This window comes from Pseudomonas sp. WS 5079, from assembly GCF_012985465.1.
Taxonomy (GTDB): domain Bacteria; phylum Pseudomonadota; class Gammaproteobacteria; order Pseudomonadales; family Pseudomonadaceae; genus Aquipseudomonas.
This window is the reverse complement of sequence record NZ_JAAQWN010000003.1, coordinates 26061-42893: the sequence shown is the minus strand read 5'-3', so window position 1 is coordinate 42893 and position 16833 is coordinate 26061. Positions and strand designations below refer to the sequence as shown.

The window sequence follows — 16833 nt, the reverse complement described above, 5'->3', positions numbered from 1 at the left end:
TAGGCGTTGAATTACAGGTAGAAATCCATCCGGAAGTAGATCGGCGCTTCGCGCTCGCTCATCACTGCCGGACGTTCCAAAGAGTGGGCAAAGGTCACGCTGGTGCTGACATTCTTGCCACGGGCGAACAGCTCCACGGAGTTGCTGGAAACCCGGCCGTGGACGATGTCGTTGTAGCGGTCATTGCGGATCACGCCCTGGTCGTAACCCAGGCTCACGCCGTATTCGCCGAAGGCCGGGCGCAACCAATCCACCAGCACCGGCCGCGCCCAGCGCAGGTCGTTGCGCCAGTAGCCGCCACTGTCACCGTTGAGTTGCTGGTCCTTGAAGCCGCGCACCGAGGACGAGCCACCGAGGCTCATGCGCTGCGGGCTGAAGAGTATGTCTTCACTGCGTTGGCCGGTGGCCAGGCTGGTGAAACTGAACGACTCGCCCCACAACGTGAACGGCTGCAGGTAGCTGACGGTGGCGGTGTATTTGCGGTAGCGCGAATCGGGCTGGCGATTGCCGAACCTGTCGCGATCATCCTGGGACTGGGCATCGAGCAGACCGATACCGTTCTGCATGCCCAGGTCCATGTTGACGTAGGCACTGCCGACCCGCCGGCCGTGGTTGATGCCCACTTGCATCTCGCTCAGGCGAGTGCTGCTGTCCAGGCGGGTATCGAGCACGTAGTTATTGGTGCGCAAGTGGGCCAGGCCGACGTTGACCGAGGTCTTGCTCACGTCATCACGATGCACCACACGCTCGGCGCGCAGTTGGTGGTTCTGGCTGTCACCCGATTGCTTGAAGCTGAACGTGTCGGCCTGGCCCAGCGCGCGGTAATCGCTCTCGCTGTAGGTGTAGCTGAAGTTCCACCAGCCCCACGGCACGTTGTAATAGAACATGCCGTTCTTCGAAGTTTTCTGGTGATCGCTGATCGCATCATGGCCGCCGCGCAACACCAACTGGTCCGCCAGGCCCAGGGGGCTGTCCCACTCAAGGCCGGCGCCCCACTGCTGCTCGCCGGTGCTTTTCTGCCCGTCGTTATTGCGCGACAGGCTAGCGCGCCAGGGCTTTTGCGGAGTGTTTTTCACCAGCACCGAACTGCCACCAACGGCTTCGCCGGGGGCCAGCTCCATTTGTGCCTGGTTGGATGGCAAGCGGTTGAGCTGATCGATGGCCTGCTCGATTTCCCGCAGGTTGAGCAGGTCGCCGTTTTTGCCGGGGAAGGCCATGGCCAACTCGCGCGCCGAGATCTTGCTGTCGGCGGCGCTATTCAAGCCTTCGAGCTTGCCTTCGACCACCAACACTTGCAGATGCCCTTTGGACAAATCCTGCTGCGGCAAGTAGGCACGGCTGGTGACCATGCCCTTGTCGATGTAGTGATCGGTGACGGCCTTGAGCAGTTGGTTGAGCTGGGCCACGCCCAGGCACTGGTCGATGTAAGGCTTGATCAAGCGCTCACGCTCGGGGGCGGACAGGCTGTCGGCGCCTTTGAGTTCAATGGTCTTGATCGCGAAGCAACGGGTATCTACCGGGGCGGTGGGCGTTGCGGGTTTGACTTCCTTGCCGGGCAATTCCTTGAGCTCTTCGAGGCGCCGGCGCTGCTCTTCAAGCAAGCGGTTTTGCCGCTCGCGGATCAGGTCCTGATCGCCAGGCGAAGTCGCGGCCACTGCGCTGTTTGACCCACAGAGGGCGAACAGGGCAATACACAGGGAATACCGAATCCGTGGCAATAACGAAGGCATGTTCGATCCATCGAATAACAAGGGGCGGCAAACTAACATCGAACTTCCACACAGCCTAAATTCCCGGCTAGTTGAAGCTAAAAATTAAATCACCAATAAGTTGCTGATTAATAACGATAAAAACTATCAGCAACAATTAAATGCTTGTATTCGGAATTTTTATTCCGACAAGCGGTATCAGTTTTGATACAGCTTTCGGCGCAACTTGAAAGTTGCCACTAGTTAGCCATCAATGTTGTGCCGAGATGGTTTAGTAGCCAAATAAGCGGAAAAGTTCGCGGTTATTTTGTGAATTGGATCCCATTTCTGACCACCGGCACCGCAGCCCCCACCCTGTAGGAGCTGGCTTGCCAGCGATGACGGCCGCGAGACCGCCGCAGAGTGTCAGATACCCAACGTCATCGTTGACGACCATCGCCGGCAAGCCGGCTCCTACCCAACGCGTTCCGCCACCAGCTTCAGCTCCCGCCGTTGTGCCGTCACCGCCTGCACCCCGCCCTCCTGGTCGTTATGAATCACCAGCACCCCCGGCCGGCGCAGTTGTTCAAGCTCCCCCGCCGCCAACCGGAAGCTCTCGCTCAGGCCGTGATCACTCAAGGCCTTGCCCGCCGCCCGGCGCTGGGCGAAGCGCTTGCCGCGCCGCTGCTGGTAGCGCGCCCAACTGATCAGCAGTACCGCATTGAACAGGGCGATCCACAGGTAGATCTGCAAGGTGTTCAGCGCAGCAAAGATCGGGGCATCGATGCGTGGGCCGCCGTGGCTGTCGAGCATCGGCACCAGGCCGCGCACCAGCAGGATCACCAGCCCGGCCCAGGCCAGCAGGGTCAGGAAAATATCGATGGCCTGCATCACAGGCCGCTGTGGGGTACGGATCAGGTTCATGGCTTCACTTCCTTGGCAGGTGCCTTGATGCCGCGATCCGGGCTGACCCAGCGCGCGCGTTTTTGATGTTGGCGGAACAGGACTTTGGGAAAGCTGACCAGGGTGGTGAACAGGCTCACCAGCCAGAACACCAGCGGGTACCAGACGGTCCAGAACAGGGTTTTCCACAGGCCGCGCTCGTAGCGCCGGTCAATCATGATGCTCACGGCGAACTGCACCAGGCACACCACCGCCAGCAGCAAGCCGGTGAAGGCCGGTGGCATCAGCGAGCTGACGGCAATCGCCTCAGGCAACGGCACCACTTTGCCCACGCCCCAGAAAATCACCGACAGCAGGAAGGTGAAGGCCCAGCCGGTGGACAGGCAGTATTCGAACAACAACGGCCACAGGTAGCGGTGGCGCCATTGCCAGATCCCGCGAATGTTCTTGAACAGCACCTCGGCACCACCCTGGGCCCAGCGCAGGCGCTGCTTCCACAGGCCGCCGAGGGTTTCCGGCATGAGGATCCAGCACAGCGCGCGCGGCTCGTAGAAGATGCTCCAGTGGTCCAGTTGCAGCTTCCAGCTCACGTCGATGTCTTCGGTGATCATGTCGGTGCTCCAGTAGTCGACCCGGTCCAGGGCCGCCCGCCGAAACGCCACCACTACGCCGGACACGGTGAAAATCCGCCCGAAGACCCGCTGGGTGCGCTTGATCAGACCAATGATCGAAGAGAACTCGCCCACCTGTACCCGGCCGATCAAGGTCGAGCGCGTGCGGATGCGCGGGTTGCCGGTGACCGCGCCAAGCCGTGGGTTGTCGAGCATCGGCGCCACCAGGTAGGCGGCGGCATTGCGGTCGAGCAAGGCGTCGCCGTCGATGCACACCAGGTATTCGCTGCGGGCCGCCACGGCGCCCATCCGCAAGGCCACGGCCTTGCCCTGGTTTTGCGCCAGGTGCAACACGCGCAGGCGCGGCTCTTGCAGCGCCAGGGCATCGAGTACTTCGGCGGTGTTGTCGCTGGAGCCGTCGTTGATCGCAATCACTTCCAGGTTGCGATAACGCTGGGCCAACGCCGCGCCGATGGTCTCGGCGGCGTTGTCGCCTTCGTTGTAGCAAGGGATCAGGATCGAGATCAGCGGCTCGCCCTTGAGCGCCGGCGCCGGGGTGTCATCGGACCACGGCCAGTGGCGCTCCCAGTGCAGCCAGAAATACACGCCACCGGCGATCCACAGCCCGGACATAAACAACGGGTAGAAAAACACGAACTCCATCAGGAACTGCCCGGTGACCAGGAACATCAGGCCCAGGGGCACCCCCAACACCAATGCCAACACGAGAAGAGCAAGGATTCTGTCGAACATGAGTCAAGGATTCCATTTGTTGGAAAGGGCCGGACGCACGGTGTTCAGATCCGGCGAATTCTCCAGGAAGTTGTCGGGGTAGTAGCCAAAACTGCTGGCACCCTGGCGCTTGAGCACACCCATCCACTCCGCCATTTGCACGCCGGAAATGTCCGGGGCGGCTGGAGTGCGCCAATCCTTGGCCTGTAGCTCGAAGACCGTGCGTTGCATCGCACCGGGCCGGGCCTTGACCGTGGCTACGAGCTTTTCCAGCCAGGCGTTGGAGTTTTTCAGCGACTGGCCTTCCATCAAGGGCATCGCCATCGGCGCGGTCCAGTCGTAGTGCTTGAGGAAGTCGTCGAGGTTCTGCGCAAACCAGGCTTCGCTGGCCGGGTTGAGCATCGGCTCGGCGAAGATATTGCGCGCGGTGAGCACTTCCGGGCCGCGCAGGGTACGAACCTTGGCGGTCAGTTCATGGGTGAAGTCGATCAGGTAGCGACTCTTGAAACGGGTCCAGCGCTGCATCGCCTCAGGGTCGGCACGCAGCGCCTGGATGCTGCCCGGCAGGCCGTTGGCGGCGTAGGTTTTCAGGGCTTGGGGGCTGGCGTCTTCAAAGTCCGAAAGCACGGCGTCGTCGTGGAACAACACGCCGTGGATAGCGCTGGTACGGGCCAGGTCTTCGTAGATCTCACCGATGACTTTGCGCACCTGGGGATCGAATGGCGACAGGCGCTGGTACTGTTTCGGGTCGACGGCCACTTTGCCGGTGGCCGGGTCCCAACGGCTGACGCGGGGCAGCTTGGGGTCCAGGGCAAAGCTGAGCACGGGCATCCAGGCGTAGACCTTGACCAGGCCGCCACGGGTGTGCAGCTGCCAACTGACGCGGTTGAACAGGTCGGCACGCATCGGCAGATGGCGGTTGGGGAAGTACAGCGAACGCGCCAGGCCATCACCCTTGGGGTCGGCGAAGGCCTGGAGGAACACGGTGTCGACGCCCATGTCCAGCACACGCTGGACCAGCGCGTCGAGGTTGCGCGCTTCCTGCGCCTTGTCCGGGTCGTAGACATGATCAAGGTCCACATGCAGCACGCGCATCGGCGCTTTGACCTGCGCCGAGACCATGCTGTTGGCGAAGTCCTCGCCGTACGGGTCGTTGTCCACCAGAAAGCGCGGGCTGCTCATCAAGTTGCCGAGGTTATCGAGGCCGTCCTCCAGGGTCAGGGCCATCTGGTAACCCTGCTCACCCACCACCGCCAGGGAGGTGCCATCCGCCGCCCCATACGGCCATACCCATACACGCGGGGCCTTGCCGGTAACGGCGCGGATCTTGTTGGAAATCGCCGCGACGTCGGCGCGCATCCGCGCCTGGAACTGCGCTTCGGATTCATAACTGCCGGTGACCGGGTCATAGCGCCGGGTGGCGGCGGCCGGTTGCAGGTTGCCCTGGGGGTTGGCCAGCACGCCCTTGTGGTTGGCGTCGGTGTGGGCAGCGATTTCCACCAGGCCCGATTGCGCCACTTCGCGCACTTGTTGCCAGGTCAGAAACTCCGCGCGGTCACGCGGCACGCCGGCAAAATCCACCGGTTGGTTCAACGGCGTGTCGACCCAACTGCCCACCGGCGCCAGCACAGCCGGCCACTGGTAGGCACGCAGGATCGGCATGACACGGGTGTAGAAGCTCGAGTAGCCGTCGTCGAAGCTGAGCATGACGGCTTTGGCCGGCAGCTCTGGCCCACCGGCGCGGGCGGCGAGGACCTGGTCGACGCTGACCGCCTGGTAGCCGTTCTCGCGCAGCCAGGACAACTGTTCGATCAGGCGTTCGGTGCGCACCGCCACCACTCTCTGGTCGGGGTCACGGTCGTTGACATCGTGGTAGGCAATGCCCAGGAAATGGTTTTTCGGCCACGGCGCTTCGTTGACCGGTTTGAGTCGTTCAGCAGGTGGCGTAAAAGGCGCGGGCGACTGGGCACAGGCACTGCTCAGCAGAAAGCCCAGGGCCAGCAGGCAACGGGAAACAAGGGTCATGATCGGACTCTTCTAGAAACGGTAAGTGAGGTCGACGATCAGGCGCACATCGCTTTCGCGCTCACCGTCATAAGGTCGGTTGATCCAGCTCAGGTTGGCGCCGGTCTCCAGTACGTCGTTCCAGCGATAACGCTGGCCGTAACTGAGCAAACCAATGGCGCCGGTGGCGTAATCGCGCTGGCTGTAGGTGCCCGCACCGGCCTGGAACTGCTGACTCCACTGGGTTTCGTAGCGGTGATAAAGCACATGGTTGACGCTCACCGTGGGCAGCACGCTGAAGTCTGAGCGCGGGTTGAAATACGCGGCCTCTTCCTTGCTGTTGCGGCTGGTGGCGACTTCCAGGCCAAGGTCCACTTGCACGCCCGGCGAGCGGTAGACGCCCTCACGGCCGATGAGCGACGCTTCGACACGGTCGTTACCGTCACTGAAGTGGGACGGGCTCAGCGCCAGTTTCCACTCACGGCTCTCGTTGGCGCTCCAGCGGATAAACCCGCTACCGCCGTTGGCGGTGACGTTGGCATTGAGCGCGCGCAACGGCGTGCTGGCGGCCAGGTAGTCAAGGCTGCCCCCGTACTGCCAGTGGTCGTTGATGTCCCGGGCAATCGCCAGGCGTGCACCTTGCTTGGTGCCTTTGCCGTAGGAGTGATTGGAGACTTCGGCCTCCAGGGTCATATCACGGGTACGCCGCTCCACACCCAGGCGCTGCCAGCGGTGGTGGCCGGTACCTTCTTCAAAGTCGGCGGTGGCGTAGCCGATACCGCCGAATATCCGCCAGTCTTCATCGATGGGCGGGCTGTAGAGCAGGGTTTCGATCCCCCAGTCGCGACTGCCGGAGACCGCCCCGCCGCCATGGCTTTTGCCGGTTTCGGCCTCGATGCGCAGCTCGGCCATCTCATGCACCTTGCGCAGGCGCTGCAGGCGTTGGACCTGGCGATTGTCCGGGGCGCGGGCGACCACGTCATCGGCGAGCACATCGAGCTGGCGCCACTCCTGCAGATCCAGCGCGTTGTAGCCTTGGGAGACTTCCAGGTCGATATGGCGCGGGTTCTGGTTTTCGGCGTTCTTGAGGGCAACTTCGGCACGCCGCGGCCAGGCGCGGGCGCGGAACATGTCCGCCTGGGCCACACGCATGCCGACATTGCCAGGCGAGGTGCGCACCAGGGTTTCCAGGCTTTTTTCACTGGTCGGCAGATCGGCGCCGTAGGTCGCGGCCTGGGCCGCCAGTTGCTGGGCGGCCAACCATGCATCGTTGGGGTTACCGAGGGGCAGGCCCTTGAGTTCAACCCGAGGTTTTTGCGTGCTCGCCAGGTCGTTTGCGACGGCGCGGGCTTCGCGGGTCTGGTCGTTTTCCAGCAAGGAGTAGTACAGCGCGGTGCTGTCGACCACTTGGTTGCTGGGGTCGGCGTCCGGCGCAATCACCGCCTGGCGATACAGCGGCGCAGCCTTTTCCGGCAGGCGTTGATCGAGGTAGGCGGCGGCCACCCAGCGCAGGGCGTAGTTGGGCAGTTGCACGCCTTGAGCTTGCAAGGCTTCGTAGTCGTGGAGCACCTCGGCGGTACGTGCGCGGGCCTTGAGCGCGCCCAGGCGGTCGATGCGCCAGCGCACCACATCGTCATGGGCACTGGCGTCCGGGGTCCAGGTGGCGAGCAGTTGGTCGTAATCCTTGAGGGCGCGGTCGGCGATCACAAAGCGTTCGCTTTCACTGCGCGTCGGGAATTCAGCCAGGCGCACGCGTTCGGCAGCCAGGTCACCTTCCAGGCGGCGCTGGGTCACCGGGTCCAGCAGGCCGGGGTGGCGGGCGCTCAGGCGCAGGGCCGGCTCCGGCATACGTGCACGTTGCAGGGCGATCAGGTATTCGCGCACCACCTCGGGCTGGTTGCCGGCGCGGATAAACGCCTGGTCGAATTCGAACAGCGAATCATAGGGCTGCCCGGCACGGGACAACGCGTAGCCCAGGGCCATGCGGCGCTGGACATCCTCAGGCTTGGCCGCCACCAGGGTGCGCGCACGCTGTACGGCCTCGGCGGTTTTGCCGCCATCGGCCAGGGTCATGGCCAGGCCCAGTTGCAGGTCCGGGTTGCTCGGTTCACGCAGCAAGGCCTGGCGATACACCGCCTCGGCGGGCGCCCAACGCTGTTGATTGCGGTAGGTGCGGGCCACGGTGGTCAGCGCTTGGGTGGTCAGTTGGCGCTGGCGCCCCTGGGTCTCATAGACCTTGAGCACTTCGTCATCCTGGCGCGCCCAACTGGCAATCAGCAGGTGATCGCTGACCTGGCCAGAGGTCTGGCGCTCGGCAGGCAATTGGCGCAGCAGGTTGAGCGCCGGCGTGTAGTTGCCGGTACGGGCCTGGCGAATCAGGGAATCATAGGCAGGATCGGCCACGGCCAGGGTCGGCAGCAACAAGGCGGCACCGATCAATAGACGCAGGCGGCCAGGGCCAGTGGGAGAGAAATTACGCAACATGTCGTCAGCTTCCTTACTTGGAAAGCTGTAGCGATAGGTTCGCCTGTACAACACGCATCAGGCCGCCGGTGTCTGATGACCCGGCCAAGCTTTCCTGGGGCGCAATATCCCTGAGAAGGATATGGAATAGGGCAAATCAGGACAATTGTTCAGAATCGTCCTACAAACCGGTGGAGATCAAATGTGGGGCTTGTGTGGGAGCTGGCTTGCCGGCGATGGCATCACCTCAGTGTCACTGATACACCGAGGTGATGCCATCGCCGGCAAGCCAGCTCCTACACAGACCGTATTTCTACAGGGGTCGGGCGGCCTTACTGCGCGCCGCTGACCGCACCCAGTTTGCCCAGTACGCCGCCGATAAACTGCTCGACGGTCATTTTCTGGCCATTGAAGGTCACTTCATTGTTGGCGTAGTGCAGCTTGGCCAGGATGTCGTTGCCTTCCAGGGTCGCCAACTGCGTGCCAACAGCCATGCCGCTGACCATCTCGCTGGCCATCTGCGATTGCTGCTCGATGGCTTTCGGGTCGGTCACGCCACCGATCTGCGCTTGCAGGGCAGCCACATCAGAGATCATCGGCTTGGACAGGGTCAGGTTGGCATCCAGCAGGGTGATCATCTGCTTGGCCAGTTCAACCGGCGGCAGCTCCATGGTGGACGGCTTGGTCAGGTCCACCACCAGGTTGAAGCGGCTTTCGCCATTGGCGGTCTTCAGGGACAGGTTTTCCAGGGCCACTTGCGGCTTGGCGGCCAGCAGCAGGTCAACGTTGGCCTGGGCCAGCACTTGCTCGGCTTCGCTCAGTTGCAGTTCTGGGATCGGTTGGCCGGCAGCCTGGGCAGCCTGCACCGGTTGCATCTTGTCCTGATAGAGCTTGGTCAGCACCATGGTCGATGGCACGTCGATGTTCTTAACGCTCACGGCCATGGCCGCCGAACCCACGGGTTTGCCCTGGTATCCGATCTCGGTGATTTTGTAGTCGACGCGACCGCTGAGGTTGTTGTCCTTGGTATCGCTGCTGTCTTTCTGCTCGAACCCTTTGACGGTCAGCACGGCTTGTTCCGGGCCAAAGGTGAACGTGCTGTTGCTCAACACGACGGTATTCTGGCCGACATAAAAGCCGAAGTTGCTCTTGGTCAAGTTACTGGCGAGGGTCAAGCCATTGAGCTCTGCCTGGAACGGTGCCCCCTTGGGGTCGACCAGGGAGACCTTGAGGGCGTCCATGTAACCGTCGACCTTGATCTCTGTCGCCTTTTCGGTGTTGAAGTAGTCCATGTTCAGGCCGGAGAAGGTGACACTGGTGGTGCCGTCCTTGTACTCCAGGGGCAGCAGCTCCAGGTTGCCGTTGACCGAACGGTTGAAGCCGATGTTGGCCACGCCCTTGACCGGCGAAACGTCCTTGGTGGCGGCGAACCATTTTTCGGTGGTCGGGTTCTTCTCAAGCGCCAAATGGCTGGTAGCCAGCACCGGCCACCACTTCAGGGTTACCAGGCGCGAGAAGGGCAGCGGGCCGTGTTCGATACGGTCGACAAACAGCAGTTCGCTGTCTTTGAACTGTTCACCGAATGCCGCACCTTCAGCCTTGAGACGGAAGTGGCCGGTGCTGCTGAACCAGCCGCGGTCCAGGGAGACCATCTCCAGGGTCATGCGGCCATCGACACCGGCCAGGGAGCGTTCCATCTCCTTGTTGGCGTCTTCGATCGTGGTTTTCAGCACCCCTTCCAACTGGCTGCCGGTGTACCAGGCACCGCCAGCACTGACCACGCCGACGGCGGCAACAAAACCCAAGAGTACAACGGCTGATTTATTCATGAAGTGTCCTGATCCAATCCTGTGCGAAGTGGGCTGTCTTCCCTGAACCCCGAAGTGGGGCGTCGGCTCAAGCCCGCCGAAAATCGGGGCAAGGTTAGCACTGGCAAGGGGGCTTGTCGCAAGGCCCGCCATACACACGCCCCCGGCTTGCCGGCGATGGCGGCCGAATGGGCGGCGCAGGGCTCAAGGTCGTCTCGCCGGCAAGCCGGCGCCTACAGGGGGCGGTGGGGGTCAGGAGTATTCCATCTCGATCTCGTCGAGCTGGTGATCGAAGCTCTTCAGCCGTGCGGTCCAGGTGTACACCAGCACTTCAAACTCGCGATGAATCACCGCATTGCCCGGTGTGTCGGCCTTGGGGTCGTAGAAGTCCAGCTGGTAACGCTCGCGGGCCATGGCGGTGGCAACGTCTGACAGCTCCCGGGCGTTGTTCAGCCAATGCCGTCCTTCAGCCACTTGCCGGTCGAGCACCACGCATTGTTTCTTCAAGGCTTCGAGGCTTTTTTCCAGGGGGGTGCCGGTCAGTTCGCCCATGACTTCCTGGAACGTACGCCCCGGCTGCCAGTAGCTGCCCCAGAAATAACGGTCGAACACGGTTTCGACCCGGCGCAGGGCAACCTTGGTGTCCCAGATCGCCACCCGCGTCTTGCCTTGCTCGAGGATTTTCCTCTGGGTCCGCTGGCCCTGGTACGACGCCCAGGCCACCACGCCCACGGACAATGCGGCGATCAACGCGCAGGCGCTGTCGAGGAACACCATGGCCTTATCCAGTTGATGGGCCAGCATGACACCGTAGAAGTAAGTCGCCGATAACAACACCAGTGCGAAGAGCACGCACCAGAAAGCGGGAGCATAAGGGTTTTTCATTATTGGAATCCCCATGAGCAACGCAGGCAGTGATCAGCGGGCCATCACGCAAGCCCGTCTGATCAAAGCATAGCAACCGCCTCAGGGTTTGCCGGGTTCCGTACCTTGCGTTCGTCCGCTTTCCCAGCCGCCGCCCAGGGCCAGGAACAGGTCGATCTGGCTCATTGCCACCTGGCTATTGGCCTGGGCCAGTTGCGCGCGCATATCGGTGTAGGTGCGCGTGGCCTGCAGGTCGGCGAGAAACGACTCGCGGCCGGCCTGGAAGAAGCGGTGCGTCTGGTCTGCGGCCTGTTGCGCCGACTGCTCGGCCTCGGCCAGGGCATCGCGGCGCTGCAATTGGGCGGTGTATTGCGCAAGCCCGGTCTGGGTCTCGCGGATGGCATTGAGTACCACCCCGTCAAAGTGCGCCAGGGCGCCCTGGGTCGCGGCTTCGGCTTCGTGGATGCGCGCACGCGAGCCGTTGGATGGCACCGTCCAGCTCAACAAGGGGCCGAAACCCCAGCGGTTGGTGGCCGGTTTGCCGAGGTTGTCGATAATGCCCACGGTGCCAATAGAGGCGCCGATGCTGATATCCGGGTACAGCTCGCCGGTGGCCACGCCAATGCCCGCCGTCGCCGCCGCCAACCGGCGTTCGGCCTGGCGCACGTCAGGGCGGCGCTTGAGCAGGGTTGCGCCGTCGCCCACCGGTAGCAGTTGGGCAATCTGCGGCAACTGGGCGCAATCGCGGGTGCCGGTCGGCAATTGGTCCAGGGGCTTGGCCAGGAGCATCGACAGGCGGAACAACCCCGCCTGGCGCGCCGCCTCAAAGCGCGGCAGTTCGGCGCGCAGAGACTTGAATTGGGTTTGCGAGCGGGTGACCTGGGTTTCATCGCCCCGCCCGGCATCGCGCAGGCGCTGGGTCAGGCGCGTGCTCTGGGCTTGCAGGTCGAGGGACTGTTGGGCGATGTGCAGCTCTTCGTTGGCCGCGCACACCTGGGTGTAGGAGCGCACCACGTCCGCCACCAGGGTGATGCGCGCGGTATCGACGGCAGCCTGGGTCGCGTCGGCATTGGCCTGGGCGCCTTCGATGCCGCGCTGCAGGGTGCCGAACAGGTCGAACTGATAGGAGGTGGTGATGCCGATATCACCGACATTCGCCACCGGCACTTTATTGGCCTGCAAAAAGGCCTCGCCGGACTCCTGCAAACGCTGGGCGCCAAGCTTGACCCCACCGCTCCAGCCGCCCGCCGATTGCGCTTCCTGCACCTGGAAACGCGCCCGTTGCAGGTTGGCTGCCGCCACGCGCAGGTCGGTGTTGGAGGCCATGGCCTGGCGCACCAGTTCATCCAGGCGCGGGTCCTGGTACAGCTTCCACCAGTCGGCGGGCACCGGGGCCGAGACCACATGACTGCCCTGCCCGGCCAATTGGCCTTGCAGGTCGCCACGGTTGATCGCCGCTTGGTCCGGCAACTGGTAATCCGGGCCTACCACCTGGCAGGCCGACAGCAGCAGCAGCCCCAGCCCCAGCCCTGCGGTCGCCAGCAGTTGCTTCATGGCTGGTCTCCGGCCTTGGGCTGGTCATCGATGATCGAGACGGTGGCCGTGCGCCCGGCGATCATGCGGAAATCCGCCGGCACATCATCAAAGGCAATACGCACCGGAATCCGCTGGGCCAGGCGCACCCAACTGAACGCCGGGTTGACGTTGGGCAGCAGGTTGGAGCCGCTGGTGCGGTCGCGGTCTTCAATACCGGCGACGATGCTTTGCACATGCCCGCGCAAGCGCGCGTTGTCGCCAATTACGCGGATATCCACGCGTTGGCCGACATGGATGCCGTCCAGTTTGGTCTCTTCAAAGTAGCCGTCGATGTGGAAGGAGTTGCTGTCCACCACCGACAACACCGGGCGCCCGGCGGTCACGAACTCCTGGGCCCGAGGCGCACGGTCGTTGACGTAGCCGTCCACCGGGCTGCGGATCACCGAGCGGTCGAGGTTGAGCTGGGCGCTGTCCACCGTTACCTGCGCTTCGGCCAGGGCCGACTGGGCGCGGGCCACGCGGGACTGGCTTTCTTCCAGTTGCTCGCTGGCCACCAGGTTGCCCAGGCCACGGTTGCGCTTGGCTTCGCGCTGGGCCTGAGCCAGGGTTTCCTGGCGGTCGGCCACGGCCGCCTGGGCCTGGCGCAGGGCGAGCTTGAAGCGGTCCTGGTCCACCGAAAACAGCACCTGGCCACGGGTTACCAACTGGTTGTCGCGCACGTCCACTTGCTGGATCAGCCCGGACACGTCCGGGGCGATCTGCACGATGTCGGCGCGGATATGCCCGTCGCGGGTCCAGGGCGCGAACATGTAGTACATCACCATGCGCCAGACCACGACGCAGGCGAAGGTCACTACCAGTAATGTCAGGACCAGACGGCCAATCGTCAAAAAAGGTTTTTTCATGTCATCAGGTATCGACTGAGTGAGTCCACAGCGCCCAGCAACAGCGCGTAGAGAGCCACATTGAATAATGCCCGGTGCCAGACCAGGCGATAGAAGTGGACGCGGTTCAACAGCCCGTGCACCACCAGGTAAAAGCCATACGTAATGCCCATCAGCACCAGCAGCGTGGGCAGGAATACCCCGCTGATATCCAGGTCACCGATCATAGAGGCGCTCCATCGGGTAACGGCGCGTCCATCTCGCCTGTGCTGACAAACTCCACGCCGGGCAACAACGCCAGGCGCAGGCCGCTGAGGGCATGCAGCAGGTGCAGGCGGGTTTCGCCCTCGCCTTGCAGGCCCTGGCCATTGAGGGCGCGGCGGGTACGGTCCAGGGTCATCAGCAGACCGCTGGGAGCCGGCAGGCGTTCACCGGCCTTCAGGCACGCCTTGAAGTACTCGCCGACCTCGGCCACCACCTGGTCGAGCAACACCCGTGGCACGCCCAGGACGCGGGGTGCGTAGGCCAGCAGGTCGAGCAGGTTCAGCGCCACGCGCAGCTCGCGCAGGGCGACGCCGGTGTCCTGGCCGGTCATGGCCAGGCGCGGCAGGTGCTGCATCAGGCGGTCGAGCATTTGCACGCCCAGGCGCCGGTGCTCGGCGAGGGTCGCCGGCTGCGTGAGGCCGACGATATCGCGCCAGCTGAAACGGGTCAGGCGCTTGGCCGCCAGTTCGGCGCCAAAGGGCCGCGCAATCAGAGTCCAGACAAAGGCAAACAGCAAGCCCACGGGGCCGGCGAGGTTGGAGTTGGCGAAGCTCAGAAAATCCGCGTCATAGGCGCCCTGGATGCTGATAAAGGACGAGGTGTTGACGATGGTCAGCAGCATGCCCAGGTAGAAGCGCGGTTGCACCGTCAGGGTGCCGACCCAGATAAAGGGCACCGCGAACGCCAGCACCAACATCGGGAAATCATGCAGGTTGGGCAGGATCAGAAACAGGTAGAGGCTGGCGAACAGCACCGACATCGCGGTCCAGAAAAAGAACCGGTAGATCTGCGGCGCCGGGTCGTCCATCGAGGCGAAGAAACTGCACGCTACCGCCGCAAGGATCACCGCGCTGCCGCCGTCGGTCCAGCCCAGCAGAATCCACAGCACCGAGGCGACGATGATCGCGCTGACCGTGGAAAACGCCGAGTAGAACATCAGGCCACGGTCAAGAAACGGCGTCAGCCGGCCCAGGCGCCAATGGCGGTAGACCGCGCGCCACGGGGCCTGGCTTTCGCTGTGGATGGCAGCTTGCAGGCTGCGGCAGTCTTGCCACAGGTCGATCCACTCGCCAAGGCGATACAGCGCGTTGGAAAACAGCAACTGATGGCGATCGTCCAGGGCCTCGGCGTCGGGTTGCAGGGCTTCGAGCTGGTCACGCAGGGCTCGCCAGCGTTCCACCGACGCCTCACTGGTAGTGCTTTGCAGCCACTCGGTGGTGGCCGCCAGCAGCGGCGCAAACTTGCTGACCAACTCCGGGGTGCGGCGCTCCAGGGCATACAGCGCGTCATCCAGGGCATCCACCACCGGCAACAGATGGATCATGCGCCCGCGCAGTTCCTTGGTGTTGCGCACCGTTTGTGGCCGCGCGCCTTCGTGGGGCAGTTGGCCGATCATCAATTCCAGGGTGTTGAAGGTCGCGACCATGCCGCCGCGCAGGCTGCTGACTTCTTCGGGCTGCACATTACGCGTGAGGAAGCGCTGGCTGTAGACCGTCGCGTCGGCAAACCATTTGCGCACCGAATCATCGAACACCGGCGCCAGGCGCCGTGGCCAGAACATCGCGCCGACCACCGCCGCCACGGCGATGCCAAGGAAGATCTCTTCGGTGCGCGCCTCGGCCACATCCCACACCGCCAGGGGGTTATCCACCACCGGCAGGGCGATCAACGGCAAGGTGTAACCCGCCAGCATCAACGCGTAGCTGTTGGCGGTGCGCAAATGCAGGGACAGAAACAGCAGAATGCCAGTCCACAGTGCAATCACCACCACCAGCAGGAACGGCGTCTGCACAAACATCGGCACGAAAAACACCGCCGCCATCGCCCCCAGAAAGGTGCCGATCGCACGGTACAAGGCCTTGGAGCTGGTGGGCCCGACAAACGGGCTGGAAACGATATACACCGTGGCCATCGCCCAATACGGACGCGGCATTTGCATGAGCATGGCGATGTACAGGGCAATCATCGAGGCGGCGAAAGTGCGCACGCCGTAGAACCAATCCCGGGCCGGCGGCATGCCGGTAAAAAATCCGTTCAAGAAGCCACGACCACGGGCGGCTGGCTGGCGTCTTCGAAAGCGCGCAGTACCCGCAACGCTGCCTCCAGGTCGGCAGGGGCAATATCTGCCAGCACTTCACGGCGCAGGCGCACCAATTGTGCTTCAACGGCCTGCACCAACTCCCGGCCCCGTTCGGTCAGGCTCAAGGCCTTGGCGCGGCGGTCGTGCAGGTCTTCGGCGCGGCACACATAACCTGCGCTGCACAGTTGGTCCAGCAGGCGCACCAGGGATGGGCTTTCCATCCCCGAGGCCTGGGCCACCTTGACTTGATGCACGCCGTCGCCAAGACGGCCGATCATCAGTAAAGGCACCGCACAGGCTTCGGAAATACCGTAGCTCACCAGCGTGGTCTGGCAGATTTTGCGCCAGTGACGGGCGCCTGCGACCATGCTGCTGCTGAGGCTCATATGTAGGGTTTCGAGGGTTTGGGGCACGAGATCATTCGCATACAGTTAGCTTGCTAACTATCAATATGATCAAGGAATGGAATCTCGTCAAGTTTTGATACAAATTCACAGATAGGCGGTGGGGCACCCACATACCGCGTCACCCTGTGGGAGCTGTCGAACCTTGGCGAGGCTGCGATGGCAGTGGCACTGCGTGCATGGATGGTGGCTCACCCACCGCTATCGCAGCCTCGCTGGGGCTCGACAGCTCCCACATTCGATTGCCGTTGTCTCGCACAGTGCGTTCGCTTACGCACGACCGCTGCGCAGCAGCACATTCAACTCATCCACCACTTCCGCCCAATCCGCGTCCTCCAGGATTTCTTCGCGCAAAAACGCCTTCTGGCTCGGCGTCCAAAAAAACGCATCTTCGAGTTTCAACTCCGGCTTGAGTGGTGAATGCACGGCGACAAAACGCTCAATGCTGATGGCGTCATCGGCCAGGCCGAGCTGTTTGAACAACGACGGCAGGCTGTGAACAGGCGATTCCATGACAACTCCAAGACGAGGTAATTGCCCACAGTCTAGACCGATAAAACCCACAGATTGGCGGCCATACGTGCAACATTTT

General features: G+C 63.0%; 13 protein-coding genes. All 13 read right to left on the bottom strand.

Annotated elements, in window-relative coordinates; all coding sequences use genetic code 11:
• Positions 1-11: 11 nt before the first annotated feature.
• Entirely contained in the window at positions 12-1730 is a 1719-nt protein-coding gene (locus HBO05_RS09000) for a ShlB/FhaC/HecB family hemolysin secretion/activation protein (RefSeq protein ID WP_169953977.1), read from the bottom strand.
• A 432-nt stretch (positions 1731-2162) separates the two neighbouring features.
• On the bottom strand, positions 2163-2612 hold the full coding sequence (gene pgaD / locus HBO05_RS08995) for a poly-beta-1,6-N-acetyl-D-glucosamine biosynthesis protein PgaD (protein WP_169953978.1): 450 nt from the start codon (positions 2610-2612) through the stop codon (positions 2163-2165).
• The gene (gene pgaC, locus HBO05_RS08990) at positions 2609-3955 is read right to left on the bottom strand and encodes a poly-beta-1,6-N-acetyl-D-glucosamine synthase (protein WP_169953979.1); all 1347 of its coding nucleotides are present in this window, start codon (positions 3953-3955) and stop codon (positions 2609-2611) included. The genes pgaD and pgaC overlap by 4 nt, the downstream gene beginning before the upstream one ends.
• Positions 3956-3958: 3 nt before the next feature.
• The gene (pgaB, locus tag HBO05_RS08985; RefSeq protein ID WP_170042295.1) at positions 3959-5959 is read right to left on the bottom strand and encodes a poly-beta-1,6-N-acetyl-D-glucosamine N-deacetylase PgaB; all 2001 of its coding nucleotides are present in this window, start codon (positions 5957-5959) and stop codon (positions 3959-3961) included.
• Positions 5960-5971: 12 nt separating this feature from the next.
• Positions 5972-8422, bottom strand: coding sequence for a poly-beta-1,6 N-acetyl-D-glucosamine export porin PgaA (pgaA, locus tag HBO05_RS08980; protein WP_172312413.1), 2451 nt, complete (start codon positions 8420-8422; stop codon positions 5972-5974).
• A 311-nt stretch (positions 8423-8733) separates the two neighbouring features.
• The gene (locus tag HBO05_RS08975; RefSeq protein ID WP_169953981.1) at positions 8734-10230 is read right to left on the bottom strand and encodes a YdgA family protein; all 1497 of its coding nucleotides are present in this window, start codon (positions 10228-10230) and stop codon (positions 8734-8736) included.
• Positions 10231-10461: 231 nt separating this feature from the next.
• Positions 10462-11094, bottom strand: a complete 633-nt coding sequence (locus tag HBO05_RS08970) for an NADH:ubiquinone oxidoreductase subunit N (protein WP_172312412.1) — start codon at positions 11092-11094, stop codon at positions 10462-10464.
• Between the two features lie 81 nt (positions 11095-11175).
• Positions 11176-12627, bottom strand: a complete 1452-nt coding sequence (locus HBO05_RS08965; RefSeq protein ID WP_172312411.1) for an efflux transporter outer membrane subunit — start codon at positions 12625-12627, stop codon at positions 11176-11178.
• Positions 12624-13514: an efflux RND transporter periplasmic adaptor subunit gene (locus HBO05_RS08960; protein WP_172312410.1), complete on the bottom strand. Its 891-nt coding sequence runs from the start codon at positions 13512-13514 to the stop codon at positions 12624-12626. The genes HBO05_RS08965 and HBO05_RS08960 overlap by 4 nt, the downstream gene beginning before the upstream one ends.
• Positions 13511-13720 (bottom strand): DUF1656 domain-containing protein, encoded by a 210-nt coding sequence (locus HBO05_RS08955; RefSeq protein WP_029298814.1) that lies wholly within the window; start codon positions 13718-13720, stop codon positions 13511-13513. The genes HBO05_RS08960 and HBO05_RS08955 overlap by 4 nt, the downstream gene beginning before the upstream one ends.
• The gene (locus HBO05_RS08950; protein WP_172312409.1) at positions 13717-15795 is read right to left on the bottom strand and encodes an FUSC family protein; all 2079 of its coding nucleotides are present in this window, start codon (positions 15793-15795) and stop codon (positions 13717-13719) included. The genes HBO05_RS08955 and HBO05_RS08950 overlap by 4 nt, the downstream gene beginning before the upstream one ends.
• The gene (locus tag HBO05_RS08945; protein ID WP_169953986.1) at positions 15792-16223 is read right to left on the bottom strand and encodes a MarR family transcriptional regulator; all 432 of its coding nucleotides are present in this window, start codon (positions 16221-16223) and stop codon (positions 15792-15794) included. The genes HBO05_RS08950 and HBO05_RS08945 overlap by 4 nt, the downstream gene beginning before the upstream one ends.
• Positions 16224-16511: 288 nt before the next feature.
• The gene (locus tag HBO05_RS08940; protein ID WP_172312408.1) at positions 16512-16754 is read right to left on the bottom strand and encodes a DUF2789 domain-containing protein; all 243 of its coding nucleotides are present in this window, start codon (positions 16752-16754) and stop codon (positions 16512-16514) included.
• Between the last annotated feature and the right edge of the window lie 79 nt (positions 16755-16833).